20 protein-coding genes and 1 tRNA gene are annotated in these 23,164 nt (G+C 29.3%); 6 read left to right on the forward strand and 15 right to left on the reverse strand.

Annotated features, from left to right (window positions below; all coding sequences use genetic code 11):
* Positions 1 to 34 precede the first annotated feature (34 nt).
* The gene (locus tag B5464_RS02225) at positions 35 to 856 is read right to left on the reverse strand and encodes a UbiA family prenyltransferase (protein WP_079737021.1); all 822 of its coding nucleotides are present in this window, start codon (positions 854 to 856) and stop codon (positions 35 to 37) included.
* Positions 857 to 1,042: 186 nt separating this feature from the next.
* Between B5464_RS02225 and gcvP the strand changes: the two genes are divergently transcribed.
* Positions 1,043 to 3,880, forward strand: coding sequence for an aminomethyl-transferring glycine dehydrogenase (gene gcvP / locus B5464_RS02230; RefSeq protein WP_079737022.1), 2,838 nt, complete (start codon positions 1,043 to 1,045; stop codon positions 3,878 to 3,880).
* A 67-nt stretch (positions 3,881 to 3,947) separates the two neighbouring features.
* Here the strand turns inward: gcvP and B5464_RS02235 are convergent, their stop codons facing one another.
* From B5464_RS02235 to B5464_RS02245, 3 genes are all read right to left on the reverse strand, one after another.
* Positions 3,948 to 4,907 carry a YpdA family putative bacillithiol disulfide reductase gene (locus B5464_RS02235; RefSeq protein ID WP_079737023.1) on the reverse strand — a complete coding sequence of 320 codons (960 nt, stop codon included), beginning with the start codon at positions 4,905 to 4,907 and terminating at the stop codon, positions 3,948 to 3,950.
* A 10-nt stretch (positions 4,908 to 4,917) separates the two neighbouring features.
* On the reverse strand, positions 4,918 to 6,426 hold the full coding sequence (locus B5464_RS02240; protein WP_079737024.1) for an FMN-binding glutamate synthase family protein: 1,509 nt from the start codon (positions 6,424 to 6,426) through the stop codon (positions 4,918 to 4,920).
* A gap of 223 nt (positions 6,427 to 6,649) precedes the next feature.
* Positions 6,650 to 6,901, reverse strand: a complete 252-nt coding sequence (locus tag B5464_RS02245; RefSeq protein ID WP_077809799.1) for a type B 50S ribosomal protein L31 — start codon at positions 6,899 to 6,901, stop codon at positions 6,650 to 6,652.
* A 252-nt stretch (positions 6,902 to 7,153) separates the two neighbouring features.
* On the opposite strand from B5464_RS02245, the gene B5464_RS02250 reads away from it, so the two are divergent.
* Both B5464_RS02250 and B5464_RS02255 read left to right on the forward strand, forming a co-directional pair.
* A complete protein-coding gene (locus tag B5464_RS02250; protein ID WP_079737025.1) occupies positions 7,154 to 8,194 on the forward strand; it encodes a glutaminyl-peptide cyclotransferase in 1,041 nt (346 codons plus the stop codon).
* 50 nt (positions 8,195 to 8,244) lie between these two features.
* A complete protein-coding gene (locus B5464_RS02255) occupies positions 8,245 to 9,759 on the forward strand; it encodes a hypothetical protein (protein ID WP_079737026.1) in 1,515 nt (504 codons plus the stop codon).
* Here the strand turns inward: B5464_RS02255 and B5464_RS02260 are convergent.
* Both B5464_RS02260 and B5464_RS02270 read right to left on the reverse strand, forming a co-directional pair.
* Complete coding sequence (locus B5464_RS02260; protein WP_079737027.1) at positions 9,749 to 10,342, reverse strand: hypothetical protein; 594 nt, start codon at positions 10,340 to 10,342, stop codon at positions 9,749 to 9,751. The genes B5464_RS02255 and B5464_RS02260 overlap by 11 nt on opposite strands.
* 470 nt (positions 10,343 to 10,812) lie before the next feature.
* Entirely contained in the window at positions 10,813 to 12,096 is a 1,284-nt protein-coding gene (locus tag B5464_RS02270) for an amidohydrolase family protein (RefSeq protein WP_079737029.1), read from the reverse strand.
* Between the two features lie 64 nt (positions 12,097 to 12,160).
* Here B5464_RS02270 and B5464_RS02275 point away from each other — a divergent pair, with 64 nt between their 5' ends.
* On the forward strand, positions 12,161 to 12,841 hold the full coding sequence (locus B5464_RS02275) for an SDR family oxidoreductase (protein WP_079737030.1): 681 nt from the start codon (positions 12,161 to 12,163) through the stop codon (positions 12,839 to 12,841).
* A gap of 13 nt (positions 12,842 to 12,854) precedes the next feature.
* Entirely contained in the window at positions 12,855 to 13,451 is a 597-nt protein-coding gene (locus B5464_RS02280; RefSeq protein WP_079737031.1) for a SprT-like domain-containing protein, read from the forward strand.
* A 39-nt stretch (positions 13,452 to 13,490) separates the two neighbouring features.
* On the opposite strand, the gene B5464_RS02285 is transcribed toward B5464_RS02280, so the two are convergent.
* The 5 genes from B5464_RS02285 to B5464_RS02305 all read right to left on the reverse strand — a co-directional run bounded on the left by B5464_RS02285 (position 13,491) and on the right by B5464_RS02305 (position 17,301).
* A complete protein-coding gene (locus B5464_RS02285; protein WP_079737032.1) occupies positions 13,491 to 14,957 on the reverse strand; it encodes a DUF389 domain-containing protein in 1,467 nt (488 codons plus the stop codon).
* A 61-nt stretch (positions 14,958 to 15,018) separates the two neighbouring features.
* Positions 15,019 to 15,516 carry a CIA30 family protein gene (locus B5464_RS02290; RefSeq protein WP_079737033.1) on the reverse strand — a complete coding sequence of 166 codons (498 nt, stop codon included), beginning with the start codon at positions 15,514 to 15,516 and terminating at the stop codon, positions 15,019 to 15,021.
* Positions 15,517 to 15,657: 141 nt separating this feature from the next.
* Positions 15,658 to 15,730, reverse strand: a tRNA-Lys gene (locus B5464_RS02295).
* Positions 15,731 to 15,789: 59 nt separating this feature from the next.
* On the reverse strand, positions 15,790 to 16,557 hold the full coding sequence (locus B5464_RS02300; RefSeq protein WP_077809806.1) for an ABC transporter ATP-binding protein: 768 nt from the start codon (positions 16,555 to 16,557) through the stop codon (positions 15,790 to 15,792).
* Between the two features lie 3 nt (positions 16,558 to 16,560).
* Entirely contained in the window at positions 16,561 to 17,301 is a 741-nt protein-coding gene (locus tag B5464_RS02305; protein WP_077809807.1) for an ABC transporter permease, read from the reverse strand.
* A gap of 111 nt (positions 17,302 to 17,412) precedes the next feature.
* On the opposite strand from B5464_RS02305, the gene pafA reads away from it, so the two are divergent.
* Complete coding sequence (gene pafA / locus B5464_RS02310; RefSeq protein ID WP_079737034.1) at positions 17,413 to 19,056, forward strand: alkaline phosphatase PafA; 1,644 nt, start codon at positions 17,413 to 17,415, stop codon at positions 19,054 to 19,056.
* Here the strand turns inward: pafA and B5464_RS02315 are convergent, their stop codons facing one another.
* The 4 genes from B5464_RS02315 to B5464_RS02330 all read right to left on the reverse strand — a co-directional run bounded on the left by B5464_RS02315 (position 19,057) and on the right by B5464_RS02330 (position 23,063).
* On the reverse strand, positions 19,057 to 19,731 hold the full coding sequence (locus tag B5464_RS02315; protein WP_079737035.1) for a PrsW family intramembrane metalloprotease: 675 nt from the start codon (positions 19,729 to 19,731) through the stop codon (positions 19,057 to 19,059). It abuts the gene before it with no gap.
* A 26-nt stretch (positions 19,732 to 19,757) separates the two neighbouring features.
* Complete coding sequence (gene ctlX, locus B5464_RS02320) at positions 19,758 to 20,690, reverse strand: citrulline utilization hydrolase CtlX (RefSeq protein ID WP_077809810.1); 933 nt, start codon at positions 20,688 to 20,690, stop codon at positions 19,758 to 19,760.
* Between the two features lie 110 nt (positions 20,691 to 20,800).
* Positions 20,801 to 21,715 carry a dimethylarginine dimethylaminohydrolase family protein gene (locus tag B5464_RS02325; protein WP_077809811.1) on the reverse strand — a complete coding sequence of 305 codons (915 nt, stop codon included), beginning with the start codon at positions 21,713 to 21,715 and terminating at the stop codon, positions 20,801 to 20,803.
* 61 nt (positions 21,716 to 21,776) lie between these two features.
* Positions 21,777 to 23,063, reverse strand: coding sequence for a citrate synthase (locus B5464_RS02330; RefSeq protein ID WP_079737036.1), 1,287 nt, complete (start codon positions 23,061 to 23,063; stop codon positions 21,777 to 21,779).
* Positions 23,064 to 23,164: the final 101 nt, after the last annotated feature.

The following is a 23,164-nucleotide window of genomic DNA, read 5'->3' on the forward strand; positions in this document are numbered from 1 at the left end:
ATATTAAAGTTGATAAAAAACCTTGTAAATGTTGTTATAAATTACGGAATCCTAAAAGAAATAACCACCAAATTATAGGTAGTGATTCTACCCAAAATGAACTGTAGTATTTAGATTGATTGATTTTAGATCGCATTAATAAAATGATAACTAGAAAAAAGAAAATCATAAAGGCGTTTTTAGAAATACCGTTTACATTTATAGCATATTCTAGAATCAAAGCAAGAATCATAAGGGTTAAACCTACCCTTTTTGTTTTTTCAACTCCTATTTTTTTTGGAATTGTTTGCAAAGAAATTGCATCATATTTTACATCTCTAATATCAAAAGGAAGTATTAAAACTATCACAATTAAGAAACGCTGTAGCATTACTAAAAATAGTTTAAAATTAAATTGAACACCAGCTTCTGCACATGGAATTAAAACCGTAAAACCAGCCCAAACAATAGCTACAACTATAATTTTCAAATAACTAACTTCTCTTAAAGTTTTATCGAAACCACTTAGAAAAGGCACTGCATATAAAAAAGTTAAAAGAAGAAAAGGCAAAGTGAATAACATTGTTTCTTTTTGGAGTTTAAAAGCATAAAAACACATTGCTAAAAAACAAAAAAAAGAAAAAACCTGAATTACCTTTAAGTTATTTGTTAAACTTCTATGATGCAATTTAGCAACACCTGCATATTTCACAAAATTATACCCTGTTATTGTGCTAAAAAATATAAATATTGATAGGTTTTGATCTAAAGAAAGTTCAAAATATTGTTGAGTAATTTTTACAAGCGAAAAAACTGCCAAAGCCACATGAATACTGGCATTTAGGTAAAAATTTAAAAATATTTTTAAAAACTTCATTAAACAAAAATAACGTTTCTGTTCATAACATTAATTTTTAGTTAATAATTAACATCATTTTATACGTTTTCGGTTAGAAAATAATTTATTAAATCCTTATTTTTGAGCGGTCAAAAAATACGATTTTTAGACATCAAAAAAACAACACTAAATCGATTGAAATCAATCGTTCACAAAACTTAATTAATGAATACAAATTCGTTTCAACTTAGACATATTGGTCCTAATAAAAAGGAACAAGAAAAAATGTTAAAAGCTATTAATGCAGATAGTTTAGAACAGTTAATTAATGAAACTGTGCCAGACAACATTCTTTTAAAAAACAAACTAGATTTAGAAGAATCTATGAGCGAGTATAAATACTTAGCACATATAAAAGCTTTATCAGAAAAAAATAAAGTGTTTAAAAGTTATATTGGTTTAGGTTATAACGAAGCAATTGTACCAAGTGTTATTCAAAGAAACATATTAGAAAATCCGGGTTGGTATACAGCTTACACACCATACCAAGCAGAAATTGCTCAAGGTAGATTAGAAGCTTTGCTAAATTACCAAACAATGGTTTGTGATTTAACAGGTATGGAGCTTGCAAATGCTTCTTTATTAGACGAATCTACGGCTGCTGCAGAAGCAATGGCTTTGTTGTTCGATGTAAGAGAAAGAGCTAAGAAAAAAGCAAAAGCAAATAAGTTTTTTGTTTCTGATGAAATTTTACCACAAACACTTTCTCTTTTAGAAACTAGAGCTACACCAATTGGTATAGAATTAGTTGTTGGAAACCATGAAGAGTTTAATTTTGATGATGATTTTTTCGGAGCAATATTGCAATATCCTGGTAAATTCGGTCAAATATTTGATTATGAATCTTTTGTTGAAAAAGCGAATAATAACGACATTAAAATAGCAGTTGCTGCTGATATTTTATCATTAGTTAAATTAAAAGCTCCTGGAGATTTTGGTGCATCTGTAGTTGTTGGTACTACACAACGTTTCGGTATTCCGTTAGGTTATGGTGGTCCTCATGCAGCTTATTTTGCTACAAAAGAAGCTTACAAAAGAAGTATTCCTGGTAGAATAATTGGGGTTACTAAAGACATGAATGGTAAGCGTGCCTTAAGAATGGCATTACAAACCAGAGAACAACATATAAAAAGAGAAAGAGCAACTTCTAATATTTGTACAGCACAAGTATTATTAGCTGTAATGGCTGGTATGTATGCTGTTTATCATGGTAAAAACGGTTTAGAGTATATTGCTAACAATGTACATCAACATGCAAATCTATTAGCAAATGCTTTAGAAAACTTAGGTTTTAAACAACTTAATAAATCTTATTTTGATACTCTTTTAATTGAAGTTGAAGCAGATAAATTAAAAACCGTAGCAGAATCTAAAGAGATAAACTTTAATTATGTTGATCAAAACCATGTTTCTATCTCTATAAATGAAACTGTAGATAAGGCTGCTTTAAAAGAAATAATTTCTTGTTTTGAAGAGGCTTTTAATTTAAAACCACAAGCATTACCAGAAACAACAACTATTTTAAACGAATCTTTATTAAGAAATACTACTTTCTTAGACAATGAAGTTTTTAACACGTATCAATCGGAAACAGATATGATGCGCTACATAAAGAAATTAGAGCGTAAAGATTTAGCTTTAAATCACTCTATGATTTCTTTAGGTTCTTGTACAATGAAATTAAATGCTGCATCAGAAATGTTGCCTTTAAGTAATCCTCAATGGGGAAATATTCATCCATTTGTACCTTTAAATCAGGCAGAAGGTTATCAAGAAGTTTTAAAAAATTTAGAACATCAATTAAATATTATTACAGGTTTTGCGGGTACATCTTTACAGCCAAACTCTGGTGCACAAGGTGAATTTGCTGGTTTAATGACTATTAGAGCTTATCATCAAGCAAATAATGATTCTCATAGAAATATTTGTTTAATTCCTGCTTCTGCACACGGTACAAATCCTGCTTCTGCAGTAATGGCTGGTATGAAGGTTGTTGTAACTAAAACAGCAGAAAACGGTAATATCGATGTAGAAGATTTAAGAGAAAAAGCAACGCTACATAAAGATAACTTAGCTGCTTTAATGGTAACATACCCTTCTACTCATGGTGTTTACGAAAAGGAAATTAAAGAAATTACCAAAATTATTCACGATAACGGTGGACAAGTTTACATGGACGGAGCAAATATGAATGCTCAAGTTGGCCTAACAAATCCTGCTACAATTGGTGCAGATGTTTGTCATCTTAACTTGCATAAAACTTTTGCCATTCCTCATGGTGGTGGTGGTCCTGGTGTAGGACCAATTTGTGTTGCTCCACAACTAGTTCCGTTTTTACCAACAAATCCAATAATTAAAACTGGTGGCGAAAACGCAATTACTGCAATTTCTGCCGCTCCTTGGGGTTCTGCTTTAGCTTGTTTAATTTCTTACGGATATATAACAATGTTAGGTGCAGACGGATTGACGAATTCTACTAAAAATGCAATCTTAAACGCAAACTACATTAAAGAGCGTTTAGAAGAACATTATCCAACTTTATATACCGGAGAAAAAGGTCGTGCAGCACACGAAATGATTATTGATTGTAGAGATTTTAAACAAAAAGGTATCGAAGTTGTAGACATTGCAAAACGTTTAATGGATTATGGTTTTCATGCACCAACAGTTTCTTTTCCTGTAGGAGGAACAATGATGATTGAACCTACAGAATCTGAAAGTTTAGCAGAATTAGATCGATTTTGTGATGCAATGATTTCTATTAGAGAAGAAATTAAAAATGCATCGAAAGAAGATTTAAATAATCCTTTAAAAAATGCTCCTCATACACAAGAAATGCTTACTTCGGATGAATGGGAGTTACCTTACACTAGAAAGCAAGCTGCATTTCCTTTAGACTACATTGCCGAAAATAAGTTTTGGCCAACTGTAAGAAGGGTTGATGATGCCTATGGCGATAGAAATTTAATTTGTTCTTGTAATCCTATTGAAGATTACATGTAATAATTGATTAAATAATTATACAAAAAAACCACCTAAAATTTAGGTGGTTTTTTATTTGATAAATTTTTTATTGGACAATATCCTCTACAATCATTTTTGCATGAATTCTAGAATTTTCTATAAACCACTTATGAGTTTCTAAACCTCCACAAATTACTCCAGCTAAATAAACACCTTTTACATTTGTTTCCATAGTTTCATCATTATATACGGGTATTTTCTTATCGTCTTTAGAAAATTGAACACCTACATGTTCTAAAAATTTAAAATTTGGTTTATAACCAGTTAAGGCTAATACAAAATCATTTTCTATTGTTTTAATACCATTTTTAGTATTTACAATTACATTTTTATCTGTAATTTCTTTCACTGTTGTATTGTAAAAAACGTTTATACTTCCTTCTTTAATTCTATTAATAATATCTGGTCTTACCCAGTACTTTACACGTTGCCCAATTTCTTCTCCTCTTACTATTAAAGTTACCTCAGCACCTTTTCTGTAACATTCTAATGCAGCATCAACAGAAGAATTACTTGCACCAATTACAGCTAATTTCTGACCTGCATAAAAATGAGGATCGTTATAATAATGGGAAACCTTAGGTAGATTTTCACCTTCAACATCCATTGTATTTGGCAAATCGTAAAAACCAGTTGCAATTATAATATTAGATGCTTTGTATGTATTTTTTGAAGTGTTTACTGTAAACTCCTTTTCATTTTTATCTATAGAATTTACCGTTTCAAATAAATGTAATTTTAATTTATTTGAAGTTACAATTCTTCGATAGTACTCCAAAGCTTCGTTTCTTCTTGGTTTGGCTTCTTTACTTATAAATGGAATATTGTCTATTTCTAATTTTTCTGAAGAAGAAAAAAACTGCATATTTACAGGATAATTGTATAGAGAGTTTACAATTGGACCTTTTTCTATAATTAAATATTTTAATCCTTTCTTTTTAGCTTCTAAACCACAAGCAATTCCTATTGGACCTCCGCCAACAATAATAACATCATACAAATTCATAAAACTATTTTTAGTTGTAATAAACTTCTTCTAAACTAACCACCTCTTCATCTTTTATTCTTCTAAAAATATGGTTTGGTGCTAATTCGGAAATAGAATGCAAACCTAAAGCTGCAATAATTTCTTTAATTGCTACTACTGTTTTTGAATGATAATTTTTTACTCGAACATTTTTCTTCTCTACAACAAGAGCTTTAACCAAATCTTCATCTTGGGTTGCAACACCAACTGGGCAAGTATCTAAATTACATTCTCTTGCTTGAATGCAACCTAAACTTAACATAAAACTTCTTGCCATACCAACAGCATCTGCACCTAAAGCTAGATATTTTACCACATCGAAAGCATCTACGGCTTTACCACTTGCAATTATTTTAATTTGATTTTTTAAGTTGTGTTTTAATAATTGTTTATTGATAAAAACCAAACCTTCTATTAGAGGCGTACCAATGTAATTTGTAAATTCTAGAGGAGCAGAACCTGTACCTCCTTCTCCACCATCAACAGAAATAAAATCTGGGTAATTATTATGCGTTGCAAATGCAGTAATCATTTCTGATATTTCTTGGTTATTACCAACACATAATTTAATTCCGACAGGTTTACCATTGGCTAACTCTCTTACTTTTTGAATAAACTGAATTAACTCATCATAGTTAGAAAATGCCGAATGACCTGGAGGAGAATCTACTTGAGTACCCGGAGTTACAGATCTAATTTCTGCAATTTCTTGTGTATTTTTTTTAGCTGGTAAAATTCCGCCATGACCTGGTTTTGCACCTTGTGAAAACTTAATTTCAATCATTTTAACTTCTGGTCTAACAGCATTTTTTCTGAAAATTTCATCATCAAAAACACGTTTGCCATTTATAGATTTTCCTGCACCAAAATAACCGGTTCCTACTTGAAAAATTAAATCACCACCTTGTAAATGATAAGGAGAAATTCCACCTTCGCCAGTATTATGTGCAAAATCGCCCATTTTTGCTCCTTGATTTAACGCCATAACTGCATTTTTACTAAGCGAACCAAAAGACATTGCAGAAATATTTATGATAGAACTTTTATATTTTTGAGTACACTTATCTGAACCAAAAGTAATTTTATCGCCAATTATATCGTGGTGTGCAGTAGGAAAAAGTGAATGTTTTACAAACTCATATCCTTTTTTATATACATTATGTTGTGTACCAAAAGGAATCGTTTCTTTTTCTAATTTAGATCTTTGATAAACAATACTTCTTTTTTCTCTATTTATAGGAGTTCCGTTTAAATTGTCTTCTATAAAATATTGCTGAATTTTATCTCTTTCTTCTTCGAAAAACCAACGCAAACGTGCTACTAACGGAAATGCTCTTAATAACGAGTGTTTGGTTTGTAAACTATCATAAATAGCAATTAAACTAAGTAAACCAGATATTGATAGTAATATTATTGTGCCTATTTGAGGAATAAAATAAACTAAAACTCCAGCTAAAATTGTGATTGCAAATAATATTGCAAGTATGGTATTTCTCATTATATAAAGTATATTTTAAAAAGGTTTAAAAATAATGAAATTAGCACGAAAATTGTACTTGCTTTGGCAAATAGTTTGCGTTAGGGATTGAATTGGAAATCCTTTTTATGAAGAATGAATAAAAAGATTGAAAAGTAAAGCCCGACCTGTAAGGTAACGCCCAAAAAAAAACTCTAACAAATTAATGTTAGAGCTTTTTATATGTTTTAAAAACTTAAGAAAATTATTTCTTAAATTTTGCATATTTGTTTTTGAACTTGTCAATACGTCCTGCAGCATCAATAAGTTTAGATTTACCAGTGTAAAATGGATGAGAAGTTCTAGAAATCTCTAATTTTACTAAAGGATACTCTACACCATCAACGTCTAAAGTTTCTTTTGTATCTGCAGTAGAACGCGTTAAAAATACGTCTCCGTTAGACATGTCTTTAAAAGCAATCAGTCTATAATTTTCTGGATGAATTCCTTTTTTCATTTTTAATATATTTAATACTTTAATGTTATGTTTGTAAGAGTAAAGTTGGTAAAGTTTTACTCAAAATTCTAAATAGCTGTTATTAACTATTTTGAGGATGCAAATTTAAGCTTATTTTTTAATTTACAAATAAATAAATTGTTTTTATTTTAATAAAGTTCTTTTTTATGCTTCTTTTAAGACATAAAAGTTGTTTTTTATGGTGATTTTTTTGAATATTTACGTTCTAATATATTGAAATCTATATAAATAATGAAGAAATTTTCTACTTTAGTAACACTTTTAACAACGTTATTTTTAACAATATCTTGTTCTAATGATTATAAATTTATTCTAGAAAAACCAAATAAATCTGTTTTAAATGAATCTGTTACCTTAAAACTAACAGAAAAAGACAGCAAAGAAATTGAAAAAGTACAATTTTACGTAAACGGTAAACAAGTAGAAAGTAACGGTAATACTGCTACTATAAATACTAAAGATTTGGGTGTAGGTAAACATGCTGTAAATGCACTTGCTTTTTTTGATGGTAAAACTAAAAAAACGAATGGATTTATTGAAGTTTTTGCCAATACAAAACCTGCCATCTATAAATTTAAAATTATTAATGAATATCCGCACGACACAAAAGCTTACACACAAGGGCTAGAATTTTATAAGGGTTACTTATATGAAACTACGGGTCGTAGAGGTGAATCTACTCTTAGAAAAGTAGATATAAAAACAGGTAAAGTTCTACAAAAAATAGATTTAGACAACAAATATTTTGGTGAAGGAATGACAATTGTGGATGACAAAATAATTTGGCTTACCTGGGAAAGTAACAAAGGTTTTGTTTACGATTTAGAAACTTTTGAATTAGAAAAGGAATTTGCTTACAATAAAAGTAAAGAAGGTTGGGGTTTAACGCACAGCGATAAAGAACTTATAAAATCTGATGGTTCTGATAAAATTTGGTTTCTAGACCCAAACACACTTAAAGAAAAACGTTTTATACAAGCATACACTAATGATCGTTCTGTAAATTATTTAAACGAATTAGAGTTAGTTAATGGTAAAATTTACGCTAATAAGTATCAAAAAAACACGATTGCAATTATTAATGCAGAAACTGGTATTGTAGAAGGTTTAGGCGACTTAAGAGGTTTAGAAAAAGTGATGTCTAAAACTCAGAAATTAGTTGAAAACGATGAGGTTTTAAATGGTATTGCATACGATGCAGAAAATAACAGATTGTTTGTTACCGGTAAATATTGGGGCAAATTATTTGAAATAGAATTGGTTAAGCAATAATTATATTACTTTTACGTATACAAGAACTTATACTTACAAAACATTAATTTATGCGTTATTTTATTTCTTTCATTATTTGTATTGCTTTAATTTCTGTAAGTTCTTGCAGAAAAGATTTCTCTACAATAGAAAGTTTTGGAGCTTTAGAATTTTCTAAAGACACCGTTTTTTTAGACACTGTTTTTACAAATATTGGTTCTGCAACTTATAATTTAAAAGTATATAATAGAAGTAATAATGCAATCACCATTCCTTATATTACTTTAGAAAAAGGAAACAGTTCTAATTATAGACTAAACGTAGATGGTATTGCTGGTAAAACATTTAACAATATAGATATACTTGCTAAAGATAGTATCTATGTATTTATAGAAACTACAGTAGATGTTTCGGCAGAAACAAATCCATTGTATACAGACAGAATTTTATTTGATAACGGAGATAAAGAACAAAACGTAGATTTGGTTACTTTGATTGAAGATGCAAACTTTATTTATCCGAGTAAAGATGCTATTTCTATGAAAATTGATAGTTTAACTTTAGACGGAGAACCAACTACAATTAAAGGGCGTTTTTTAAATGATGATGAACTTATTTTTAATAAAACAAAACCAACTGTAATTTATGGTTATGCTGCGGTACCTGCAAATAAAACACTTATTATTGAAGCTGGTGCAAGAGTTCATTTTCATGATAATTCGGGTTTAATTGTAGATAATAAAGCTACCTTAAAAGTAAACGGAACTCTTAATGAAAAAGTTATTTTTGCAGGTGATAGACTAGAAAATAGTTTTAGTGAAATTCCTGGACAATGGGGAACTCTTTGGATGCGAGCCGGAAGTACAGAAAACGAAATAAAAAACACAATTATAAAAAATGGTATCATAGGAATTTTAATTGACAGTATAGGCAGCAGTACATCGCCAACTTTAAAGTTAGAAAATACCGAAATTTACAACAACTCTAACTTCGGAATTTTAGCTAGAGAAACAAATATTGAAGGAAATAATGTTGTAATTGGTTCTGCAGGTCAAGCCTCTTTGGCCGCTACAATTGGAGGAACTTATAATTTTACCCACAGTACTTTCGCAAATTATTGGAACAATGGAATAAGACAATTACCAGCCGTGTTAGTAAATAACTTTTTTACCTATACAAATGAAAGTGGAGAAGAAATTGCAGAAACTAGAGATTTAAAAGCTGCAAATTTTACCAATTGTATTTTTGAAGGCAATAATAATATAGAGTTTGTTTTAGATAATTTAAATAATGGGAGTTTATTTAATTATGCCATCAAAAATTGTATGATTCGTTTTAATGATACCAATAATTCTTTTGAAGGCATTACAGAATTAGACTTTAACAACAACACAAATTACAGTGATATTATTTTAAACGGAAATGCTAATTTTAAAGATACTCAGAAAAGTAATTTTATAATTGGAGAGAATAGTGACGCTATAAATAAAGCTTTATCTACTCCTTTTAATATTGATATCTTAGGTGTAGACAGAACTTCAAATCCTGATATTGGCGCTTATCAGCATATTATTTTTAATGATTAATCATTTCTTTTTTAATTAAATTTACAAAATCGTTTTTAGCATCTATAAAAACAGCCAAAGAGGTTGCTTTCTTATTAAAACCATAAAAGCTTTCGAACTTAATATTTTTATTCAAATAAATAATTACATTATGTCCTGCTGAGCTTCCTAACGGCGAAAAGTACTTTATTGGAGATTTTTCTGAAAACTCTTTCGCAGAAACCTCTATATCTTTAATTGTTTCAAAAGGAATAATTGCACTTGCTAAAATGCCGAATTTTAAAACTACTTGTTTCTTTTTTAAGTCTATAAAAACAGGTCTTCTCGATAAAGATTTTATAAGCGCCAATACTTGTAAAAAGGTATATATACTTAAGGTCGTTAAAATAAATGTCCCATTGCTATTACCCACTTTTATCATAGAATGTGTTACAAACGCTTCTACAGCAATAACCAATAGAAACCCCAGAATTACACTATTAGCTGTACTTTCTTTATGATAAGAAAACTCATTTTCTTTTAACTTTCTCTTCCTCCAATTAAAAAGACCGTAATAAATAACAGAAATTTCAGCAGCTAGAATATTTCCTATAATTTGAGGCATTATTTTCGTACAAATTCTTTGAACTATCTAATAAAAATCTAAAGAATTATTTTTGTTTTCTTTTACTTTCTCTAGTTCACTCCTACTTTTTATTATCACAAAAAAAACAACTAAAACCTCAACAGAGGGCAATGCATAAATTTTTAGATTTTCTTTTGGAAGAATAGAGCACGCAATAAAAAAACCTAGCAAAGCAAAAATAATTATTGTTTTATTAGAAATGTCTTTACTCCTAATTAATAAATAATAGACAAAAGGAACTGTTATTAGCAAATCTATAAGTACAAATACTCAAATTTCTGAAACAAGATTAGATCTTTTTGTAATTGTCACCAATAATAGAAACATTAATAACGGAATACCGAAAACAAATAGATTACTTCGAAAATTAATTTTACCAATAATACAAAAACTATTACTCATTCTAAAGCACTTGGCTTTCCTATTTTTTTTGTTACGCTTTTAAAGAGCTATTTTTCCTTGTAAACAACACCGTTTTTCATCACAAAAACTACATTTTCCATTGTGTTAATGTTTTTTGTTGGATCTTCATCTACAGCTATAATATCTGCATAAAATCCTTTTTTAATTTGTCCAATTTCATCTGACATCTTTAATAACATCGCATTTGTAATTGTTGCAGATTGTATTGCTTCTATAGCTGGCATACCGGCCTCAACCATAAAACCAAATTCTTTACCATTATTACCATGCTTAAAAACACCCGCATCTGTACCAAAAGCAATTCCAACACCTTTTTTATACGCTTTTGCAAAAGTTCCTTGAATCTGTGGACCAACTGCTAAAGCTTTAGGAACAACTATTTCTGGATAAAAACCTTCAATTTTAGCTTTCTCTTCTACTTCTTTGCCTGCAGTAATTGTTGGCACTAAATATGCATCGTGTTTTTTCATTAACTCCATTGTCCCTTCACTCATATAAGTTCCGTGTTCTATGGTTTTAACACCTCCTATTATTGCTCTTTTCATGCCTTCATCTCCGTGCGCGTGCGCAGCAACATGCATTCCATAATCTTTAGCCGTTTCACAAATAGCTTTAATCTCTTCTATTGTAAACTGCGGATTATCGCCTGATTTTGCAACACTTAAAACACCACCTGTTGCTGTTATTTTTATACAATCTGCTCCGTTTTTATAACGCTGTCTTACAGCTTTTTTTGCATCATCAACAGAATTTACAACACCTTCTTTTGGTCCAGGATTTCCAATTAGTTTTCTACTACTTCCGTTTGTAGGATCTGCATGACCACCAGTAGTTGCCAAAGATTTACCCGCTGTAAAAACTCTTGGTCCCATAATTTTACCAGAATTTATAGCATTTTTTATAGAAATATTTACACCTGTTCCGCCTAAATCTCTTACAGATGTAAAGCCATTCAATAAGGTTGTTTTTGCAAAACCTACAGAATTAAATGCAACATCTGCCTCGTTTAAAATATAATTATTCAGCCTTGTATTTCTATTAAATTCTTGCTCTATATGAACATGAAAATCAATTAAACCTGGTAAAACCACTTTATTTTTTAAATCTATAACATTTGCAGTTGAACTTTTTGGTGCTACATAACCATCTAAAATTTTAGAAACTTTATCTCCTTTTACAACAATTGTTTTTTTAGAAGAAATTACACCAGATTTTGTATCTAATAATTTTCCGCATAAAATATATGTTGTTTGTGCATTAACGTTTTGTAACATAAAAAGTGTTGTAAAAAGTAAAAGTAATTTCTTCATTTGTATAAATTTTATCTTTAAATGTATGAAAAAATACCTAATTTGCTTGCTTTAAACTTAAATAATGAAAAACGTAGTTATTACAGGTACAAGTAGAGGAATTGGTTTTGAACTTGCCAAACAATTTGCAGAAAATGGTCATAATGTTTTGGCTTTGTCTAGAAATACAAAACCTTTGTTAACCTATAACCATAAAAATATTACAGTAATTTCTGTTGACTTATCGAACTCTAATGATTTAAAAAAAGTTTCTGAATTTGTAGAGAACAATTGGCAAAGTGTAGATATTTTAATAAACAATGCTGGTAAACTTGTAAATAAACCTTTTACAGAGCTTTCTTCTAACGACTTTCTAGATGTTTATAAAGTAAATGTATTTGCAGTTGCAGAAATCACAAAAATTATGATTCCTTATTTAAAAAAAGGAAGTCATGTAGTTACTGTTAGTTCTATGGGCGGAATTCAAGGAAGCATGAAATTTGCAGGATTGGCTGCATATTCATCTGCCAAAGGAGCTGTTATTACCTTATCAGAATTGTTAGCAGAAGAATATAAAGAACAACAAATAGCTTTTAATGTTTTGGCTTTAGGAGCCGTTCAAACAGAAATGTTAGCAGAAGCTTTTCCTGATTATCAAGCACCTTTAACAGCTACAGAAATGGCTGATTATATGTATAACTTTGCTTTAACAGGTAATAAATTTTATAACGGTAAAGTTTTACAGGTATCTTCTACAACTCCGTAATTTCATTTCAATTTTGGATACAGAATATAAAAATTACATACCCCAAAAAGCAATTCCTTTTTTAGAATTTTTAATTAATGAACATAATTTCACATTAAAAATTGTAAACCAAAGAGCCACAAAACATGGCGATTTTAGAAGTTTACCAAATGGTAAATTTCAAATAACTGTAAATAATAATTTAAATAAATATCAATTTCTATTGACTTTGGTGCATGAAATAGCACATCATGTTACGCATCAAAAATTTGGAAGAGTTCAAGCACATGGTAAAGAATGGAAAGCTATTTTTCAGCATTTGATGTTGCCTTTTTTAAATCCAAATATTTATCCGAATGAAATTTTACCTCATTTAGCCAATTATTTAAAAAATCCGAAAGCAAGCACAGATTCTGATGTAAATTTATCTCTAGCTTTAAGAGGAAATGTTGCAGAAAATGGTAAACATTTTATTTTTGACATTCCTTTAAACGAACTCTTTATTTTTAAAAATACTATTTACAAACGCGGTAATAAAAGAAGAACTCGTTACGAATGCTTAAATATGTCTAATAAAAAAGTCTATTTATTTAATCAAAATGTAGAAGTAAAACTTTACAAAGATTTATAATGATATAAAAAAAACTCCTTTTTTAAGGAGCTTTTTTAGTTAATCTCTTTTGATAAATAAAGTATCTAAATTCATTTCTTTTTGTAACCAATTTCTTAATTCCCTTTCTTTAGGTGTTATAATACTATCTGGTATCTTTAGATTCCATTTAATTGTTGCAACCGGAATTGTATCAATCTTAATAAAATCTTTAGAAGACAAAACACTTGCAAAACCAATTTCTTCGATATCTACATATCTTATTTTAGCATCTTTTGCTATTCTACTAAAAGCTACTACTTTTTGATTTTTATTTAAAGCATCTTGTTCTATTCTGTTATTTAAACTAGATATGGTTTCCTCTAAATCTGCTATTTGTTTTTGTAAACCTGCAATAATATTTTTACTTTCCTTAAGCTCTTCTCTTTTCTCTTTATAAGCTGTTGTAATCAACTCAAAACTTTTGGTATCGCTACCTTTAATAATTATTTTAAAATCCTTTATTTTATCGTAGCTAACGTTATTTGCTAATTGATTATTTAAAATATTTTCTTCGCCATCACTTACTTCATTAAAGAAATTAAGATTAATAATTTTATTTTCATAACTGTAAGAATCATCAATTAATTGAAAAGACTTTACAGTTTTAACTTCGTTTTTGATAAAATTATTAACCTGTGTTTTTACTTGGTTTTCTTTAAAAACGGTTATAAAAGTAAATATAGCAGGGATCATTACAGCAATACCAACTACCGTTGCAATGGTAGAGTATCTTTTACGTTTAGCCGCATTTGCATATTTATGCATAGGAAAACGTAATAACTTTAATACCAAAAATGTTGCCAATGCAATAAAAATAGTATTTATAGTAAATAAATACATAGCACCAAAAAAGTAAGAAAACTTACCTTTAGCTAAACCATAACCAGCTGTACATAAAGGCGGCATTAATGCTGTTGCAATTGCAACACCAAAAATAACAGAAGCTATAGTACCTTTTTTTGTTCTTGCAACCATTAAGGCTAATCCACCAAAAAAGGCAATTAAAACATCTCGAATATCTGGACTAACTCTTCCTAATAATTCTGAATTATCTTCACTTAAAGGAAAAAAGTAAAAGAACAAGAACGAAGCAAATAAACTTAAACCAATCATGGTTCCTAAGTTCATCAAAGACTTTTTAAAAGTATTGATGTCATTTAATGCAAAAGACATACCTAAACCTAATATTGGCCCCATTAATGGCGATATTAACATGGCACCAATTACCACTGCTGTGGAGTTTGCATTTAAACCGATAGAGGCCACAAAAACGGCAAAAAGTAAAATCCAAGCTGTAGCACCTTTAAATGGTATATCTGCTTTTATAGCTTCTATAGTTGCTTCGTGATCTGTATCATCTCTAAAGTCGAAAAGTTCTATTAAAAACTTTTTTACACTTTCTAGCAAACCTTTTGCATCTTTCTGAACATTTTGTTTAGAATTTTCTGCAGCATTAGGTGTAGGGTTTTTAAGATCTTCTTCCATTTATATTAATTTATAACTTTGGAAAGATACAAAAAAAGTGATTTGATTCTTAAAATATATACTATTGTAGATAAATTTTATCTATCTCTAATTTAAAAGTTTCTTGTTTTTTATTACCTATTAGAAATGCAATTTCAGCAATACTGTTAGCAGAAAAATTTGCGATTGATAATTTTCTTCCTCTAAAGGCAGGATACATTTCTGAAAGCTTTATTCTGATAGTTTGCCACTCTCCGGAGGTTGTAAAAGGCGATATGTAGGAATGAGCATTATCTAAATTATCTTTTAATCTAAATTGATACTTTTTACCATCTCCTTTTACCTTTATAACTACCTCTGTATAGCCAATAGTTTTTAAGTTTATATTTTTATTTCTTAATGATGAAAATCCGCCATTATTTTCTAAAGAGATTTTTCCATAAAATTCTCCATAACCAGAATTATTTAAGATAAAACTGCCATTAGACTTCCCTCCCATTACAACGTCATCTACTATTTTCCAATCTTCAATGTTTACAGATTTTTTAAAGTCGAAAAGTATTTGGCTTGATAAATTCATAGTGCTAAAATAAATGATTAAAATTATTTTGTTTATCATTACTTGTAATTATTTAAACAAAAATACTAGTTTAATAGCAAAACTATGTTGAAGTAGTGTTAAAAAAAAACTCCACACAAAGTGTGGAGTTTTACAATCAAGTGACCGGGCTGGGGCTCGAACCCAGGACCCTCTCCTTAAAAGGGAGATGCTCTACCAACTGAGCTACCAGGTCATTCTTTTCGCTTAGCGGGTGCAAATATACACCTTAATTTAAATAAAACAAGTTTTTTTTTATTTTATTTCATCTAAATAAACTTGCCTAACTTTCTTTAATAAATTAGAAGAATAAACAAAACTTACAACCGACTCATTTTCAGTAGAAAATATATCTTCACTAGAACCTTCCCAAGCTTTTACTCCTTTATTTAAAAAAACAATTTTTTCTCCAATTTCTATTACAGAATTCATATCATGTGTATTTATTACTGTCGTAATTTTATATTCATCTGTAATTTCTTGAATTAAATTATCAATTACAATTGCAGTTTGAGGATCTAAACCAGAATTTGGTTCATCACAAAACAAATATTTAGGGTTCATAACAATTGCTCTAGCAATTGCAACTCTCTTTTGCATTCCTCCAGATAATTCTGCAGGTAATTTTTTGTTAGAGTTTTCTAAATTTACCCTTTTAAGAACAGTGTTTACACGATCTAACATTTCCGATTGAGATTTCTTAGTAAACATCTTTAAAGGAAACATTACGTTTTCTTCTACCGTTTGAGAATCAAACAAAGCACTTCCCTGAAAAACCATGCCTATTTCTTGTCTCCACTGCATTTTTTGTTCTTGAGTAAATTCTGTGTTTAATCTTCCGTCAAAAGCAACTGTTCCTTTCTCAGGAACATGCAATCCAATTAAAGATTTTAAAAATACTGTTTTACCAGAACCACTTTGTCCAATAATTAAATTTGTTTTACCAGGTAAAAAAGTTGTTGTAATCCCTTTTAAAACCTCTGTACCATTAAATCCTTTATGTAAATTTTTTACTTCTATCATATTTTATGTTAATAGCATTTGAGTTAAAAAATAATTTGCAATAACTATTAAAATGGTTGTCCAAACTACAGCTTGTGTACTTGCTCTTCCTACAGCAATCGATCCTCCTTTTACATAATAACCATGATATGAAGGCACAGTAGCTATTAAAAAAGAAAAGATTATCGTTTTTATTAATGCATAAACTATTAAAAATGGTTTAAAATCTGTTTGAATACCTGTTATGTAATCTGTACCTGCAAACAAACCAGAAAGCACACCTGCAATCCAACCTCCAAAAATACCAAGAGCCATTGCTAACGTTATTAAAAAAGGATAGAAAAAAAGAGCCGCTATAATTTTTGGTAATACTAAAAAATTAAGTGAATTAATTCCCATAACTTCTAAAGCATCAATTTGCTCTGTAACTCGCATTGTACCAATACTAGATGTTATATAAGAACCTACTTTACCTGCCAAAATAATACAACAAAATGTAGGTGCAAATTCTAAAATTATAGATCTTTTTGCGGCAAAACCAATTAAAGAATCTGGTATAAATGGGCTATCTAAATTTAAGGCAGTTTGTAATGCAATCACTCCTCCAATAAAAAATGAGATAAACATAATAATACCTAAAGATTTAATACCTAAATCTTCAACTTCTTTCATTAATGCTTGATAAAAAACACGACGTTTCTGCGGTTTTCTAAAAACACGCTTTAACATCATAAAATACTTACCCACATGTTCTAAATACGTCATTTAAACTAATTTTAGGCTAAAGTATTAAAATATGATTAATTGAATGTTAATTATACAACTTCAAAATAAAAAATAATTACTTTTGATGAAATTTATAATATTTTTCAACTAATGAAGAAAGCTATTTTCTACCTATTAACATCAATTATTTTAATCTCTAGTTGTACTAAAAGTAGTACAAAAACCTCAAAAAAACCAAAGTTGGTAATTGGTATTGTAATAGATCAAATGAGATATGATTATTTAACAAGATATGCAGACAGGTATTCTGAAGGCGGGTTTAATAGAATTTTAAAAAACGGATTCTCTCTTGAAAATGCCCATTTTAATTATATACCAACATATACTGCTGTCGGACACACATCTATATATACAGGTACAACACCAGATAATCACGGTATAATTTCAAACAATTGGTACGATAAAAAATTAAAAGAAACAATCTACTGTGTAGATGATGATAACTACAAAACAGTAGGAAATGATGGTTATGTAGGAAAAAAATCTCCACATAGATTATACACTACAACAATAACCGATCAGTTACAATTAGCACAAAATATGCAAGGAAAAACAATTGGTATTTCTATTAAAGATAGATCTGCAATTTTACCAGTTGGGCATACAGCTAATGCTGCATATTGGTACGATGGAGGCGATAAAAATCAATGGATAACTAGTTCTTTTTATATGGATGAATTACCAAATTGGGTAAAAGATTTTAATAAAAATAACAAAGCAGATTCTTATTTAAATACTACTTGGGAAACTTTATATGATATCGAAACATATACACAAAGTAGAGCCGATAATAATATTTACGAAAACAATTTAAACGGAAAAGAAAAACCAGACTTTCCTAAAAACTTAAAAGAATTAAGAGAAAAAAATGGGAATTTTAGCTTGATCAAAACTATTCCTGCTGGTAATACTTATACTGTAGATTTTGCAAAAGCAGTGATTAAAGGAGAACAATTAGGTACTACTGAATTTACAGATTTTTTAAGTGTTAGTTTTTCATCTACAGATTATGTTGGTCATAGATACGGTGTTGCTGCTGTAGAAACTGAAGACACATATTTAAGACTTGATAAAGATTTAGAAGATTTTTTTAATTTTTTAGATACTGAAGTTGGTAAAGGAAATTACACTTTATTTTTAACTGCAGATCATGCAGCGGTTCATGTACCATCTTACCTTCAATCATTAAAAATACCTGCACATTATATGAGCACTAAAGATTTTAGCGACTTCTTATTAGGTGTTACCCAAAAGTATTTTAATTCTAAAGAATTGATAGAAAATGTTTCTAATTATCAAATCTTTTTAGATAAAAATAAAATTGAATCTTTAGGTTTAGATAAAAATGATGTTGCACAAAGAATTGCTGATGAAGTTGTAAATTTTGATAAAATATACAAAGCTGTAACTGCTAGAACATTACAAACAACTAATTTTACTAGCGGTATTTTAAGCTCTTTGCAAAATGGTTACAATCAGAAATTTTCTGGAGACGTTTTAATGATTCCATATCCTGCAACATTAATTAGCAGTAGAAAAGGTACAAGTCACGGTTCTGGTTACTCTTATGATACACACGTGCCAATTATATTTTATGGTAACGGAATTAAAAAAGGAAGATCTACTAAGAAATATGATATTATAGATATTGCACCTACAATTTCTAATTTACTTAAAATTGAAGCGCCAAACGGAACATCAGGAAAAATTATAGATGAAGTTTTAAAGAAATAATTACAATTTAAAAACAGAATTATCTTGGTGCTTTTTAATAGCTTTTCTAGAAAGAACAATTCCTATTATTAGCGATATAAAAGCACCAATTGAAATTCCCGGAATAAAATTTATGAATAGAAAAAAATCATAAGCTCCATGAAATATTGTAGCTAATAACAAACCAATTAAATTCAATTGAACTCTATTCTTAGAAAACTTAGCTTTTCCCATAAAATATCCCATCAAAATTCCGAAAGTTGCATGTGCGGGAACAGCCGTAAAAGCTCTAATTAAACCTGTACCAGCACCATATTGAAAAGTATATATTACATTTTCTAAAGCTGCAAACCCCATAGAAACCATCACTGCATAGACAATTCCATCGAAGGGTTCGTTAAATTCTTTATTTTTTTGCGAATAAAACCTTACTATTAAATATTTAGAAAATTCTTCAACTAAAGCAACTACTACAAAAGCTTTTAAAAACTGATGAAATATATCTTTAGAATTTAATTCTGGAAATAATAAAGTAGCAGCATAGCCAATAGCAAATGTTAGAGTCACACTTACAGTTGCACCTAATAAAAATGTTTTTACTAAAATTGCTACAGGCTCTTTTTCATATTTATCTTTAAAGTAAATATATAAAATTATAATAGTTACTGGCGCAATAGCCAAGAGTAGTAAATTCATTTATCCGCAGCAATTTAAACTTGATCTTAATTTTTTGGTAAAAATACTTCTGCCATCATACATCGTGCACTACCACCACCGCAAGTTTCTATTGTTTCTAAAGAACTAGAAATAATTTTACAATGATTATTTATTTTAGCTACCTGACTTTGTGTTAACGAATCGTGTGCAGTTTTACTCATCACAAGAAATAACTCATCATTAGCTCCTCTAACTTGTAACATGTTACCGGCAAAATTATGCATTTGAGCTTCCGTAATTTCAATAACCTGTTTACCATCTTCTTTTAAATGCTTTAAGACATTTTTCTTTTCTGCTTTATTATCTATGGTATCAAGACAGATTACTGCAAAAGTTTCTGCAACGCACATCATCACATTTGTATGATAAATTGCTGCTCTCTCTCCTTCTACAGTTTGATTAGCAACAAAAACTACAGGTGTATACTCAAAATCTTCACAAAACTCTATAAATAAATCTTCATCTGCTCTAGCAGATAGAGCGCAGTATGCTTTTCTATTTACTCTATCTAAAATAATACTTCCTGTACCTTCTAAAAATAAATCTTCTTCTTCAGCAGAAGTATAATCAACAATATTTTCGATTAAAAAATCATTTTTTTCTAACTCATTTAAAATATCATCTCTTCTTTCTAAACGTCTATTTTCTGCAAACATTGGATACAATCCTACAGTTCCATCAGAATGAAAAGAAATCCAATTATTGGGAAAAATTGAATCTGGTGTGTCAAATTTATCAGTATCAGAAACTACTACAACATTAACACCAAAACTTTTCAATTTAAAAACATAAGCATCAAATTCTTGTTGAGCTTTGTTATTAATTTCAGCATTTTTTAAATCAATGTCTTCCTGAAAATAGTTGTTTACTGCAGTTTGTTCATTCATCCTAAAGTTGATAGGACGAATCATTAATATGGTATTTGTAGTTTGTTGCATAAATTTTAAATAAAGTACAAATATAAACACATATTATTATAGAATACGTATTAAAATTAAAAACCGTTTTCTTTTTTTGAAAACGGTTTTTACTAAATTTATTACAAGCTTTATTCTCTTATTAACGGCATTGTAGAACACCTTAGCAAGCCTTCTTGTTTGGCTATTTCTGAATAAGCAACTTCTTCAACTATAAATCCTTTACTTCTAAGCCACGTATTTAAGCGAGTAAAGTTTTTTTCTGAAATGATTACATCTTCTGAAATCGAAAAAATATTACTATTCATGTTATACATTTCTTCCTTATCAATTTCAAAAATATTCTCTTTTCCAAAGAAATCTACTAACCATTGATATTCTTTTTCAACTAAAAATCCGTTTTTATGAAGTATAGCTTTGTTCTTTCCTATTGGTTGAAAGCAACAATCTAAATGTAAAGCATTCTCTTTAGGGTTCACATTATCTTTTCTTAATTCAAAAGATTTTACAGTTTTTTCTGGAAACAATTCTTGCAACGCAATTACAGCATCTGTATTCGTTCTTGCTGTAATAAATTCTGGATAATCTTCTCCTGAGTAAGTACCCACAAAAATATAATCATTCCAGGGCATTACATCACCACCTTCTACATGACATTCTTCGGGTAGCTTTATAATATTTTTAGCATCAATTTGAGATAATACATGATTTATCGCATCAATTTCTTGATCTCTATCTGGCAAAATATTTGCTTTTACCAATTTATCTTCTATTACAAATGCTATATCTCTAGAAAATATTTGATTATAATCTTCTATAACTTTTGGTCTAAAAACTTCTACATTATATTTTTCTAAAACAGTTGCAACCGCATCTATTTCAGCAACCATATCTGCTTCTTTTGGGTAAGTACCCGCAAGAACATGCTGCTTACTTTTAGGGTCGTAACAATCTTCTACTTTGGGCGTAGGACCAACACTATTTGCAATTCCTAATACTACAGCTTTAAGTTTAGCTGTTTCATTTTTGATATTTAGTTTTAACATATAAAAAATGTAAAAAAAAAGCTTCATATAATTATGAAGCTTTTTATTGTTAGTGTTTTTATTATCTATTTTCTATAGATGTAAAAGCTCTTAAGTTTTCGCCAGTATAAATTTGACGAGGTCTACCTATTGGCTCTTTGTTTAAACGCATTTCTTTCCATTGTGCAATCCAACCTGGTAATCTACCTAAAGCAAACATTACTGTAAACATCTCTACAGGAATTCCCATTGCTCTATAAATAATACCAGAGTAAAAATCTACATTAGGATATAATTTTCTATCTACAAAATAAGGATCGTTAAGTGCTTCTTGCTCTAATCCTCTTGCAATATCTAAAATAGGATCTTTGATACCTAAATCTTTTAAAACTTCATCTGCAGCTTTTTTAATAATTGTAGCTCTAGGATCAAAGTTTTTATAAACTCTATGACCAAATCCCATTAAACGGAAAGGATCGTTTTTATCCTTCGCTTTAGCCATGTATTTTTTTGTATCTCCGCCATCTTCTTTAATAGCTTCTAACATTTCTAAAACAGCCTGATTAGCACCACCGTGTAATGGTCCCCAAAGTGCAGAAATTCCTGCAGATAAAGAAGCAAATAACCCTGCATGAGAAGAACCTACTATTCTTACAGTAGAAGTAGAACAGTTTTGCTCATGATCGGCATGTAAGATTAATAATTTATCTATTGCGTCTTTAATTATTGGATTGATTACGTATTCTTCATTTGGCTCTTCGAACATCATTTTCATGATATTTTCAACATACCCTAAAGATTTAGATCCGTAGTTTAAAGGTAAACCTGTTTTCTTACGCATTGTCCAAGCAACCAACACAGGAAATTTACCTAGTATTTTTACAATTGCATTGTACATTTCTTCTTCTGAATTTACATTTACTGAAGAAGGATTAAAAGCTGTTAAAGCACTTGTTAAAGAAGACAAAATACCCATTGGGTGAGCTGTCTTAGGAAAAGCATCTAATATTTTTTTAACATCATCATCTACAACAGACTTAGATTTAATATCAGAATGAAATTTTTCTAATTGTTCTTTTGTTGGTAACTCACCAAAAATTAAAGCATATGCAACTTCTAAAAAGTCTGCTTTTTCTGCTAAATCTTCAATAGAATACCCTCTATATCTTAAGATTCCTTTTTCACCATCTAAAAAAGTAATAGCACTTTCACAAGAACCTGTATTCTTATATCCAGGATCTATTGTAATAACCCCATTGGTAGCTCCACGCAACGATTTAATATCTATTGCTACTTCATTTTCTGTTCCTTTTACAAGAGGAAATTCATATGAATCTTCTCCGATTTGTAATTTAGCTATATCTGACATTTATAATGATTTTATTGTGTTTTTCTCAATTCCACGAAGATACCATATTTTATAGATAATTTATATTACTTTTTTATAGTTTTTCAATATTTTAAAATAAT

Source organism: Polaribacter sp. KT 15, from assembly GCF_900143115.1.
GTDB lineage: Bacteria > Bacteroidota > Bacteroidia > Flavobacteriales > Flavobacteriaceae > Polaribacter > Polaribacter marinaquae.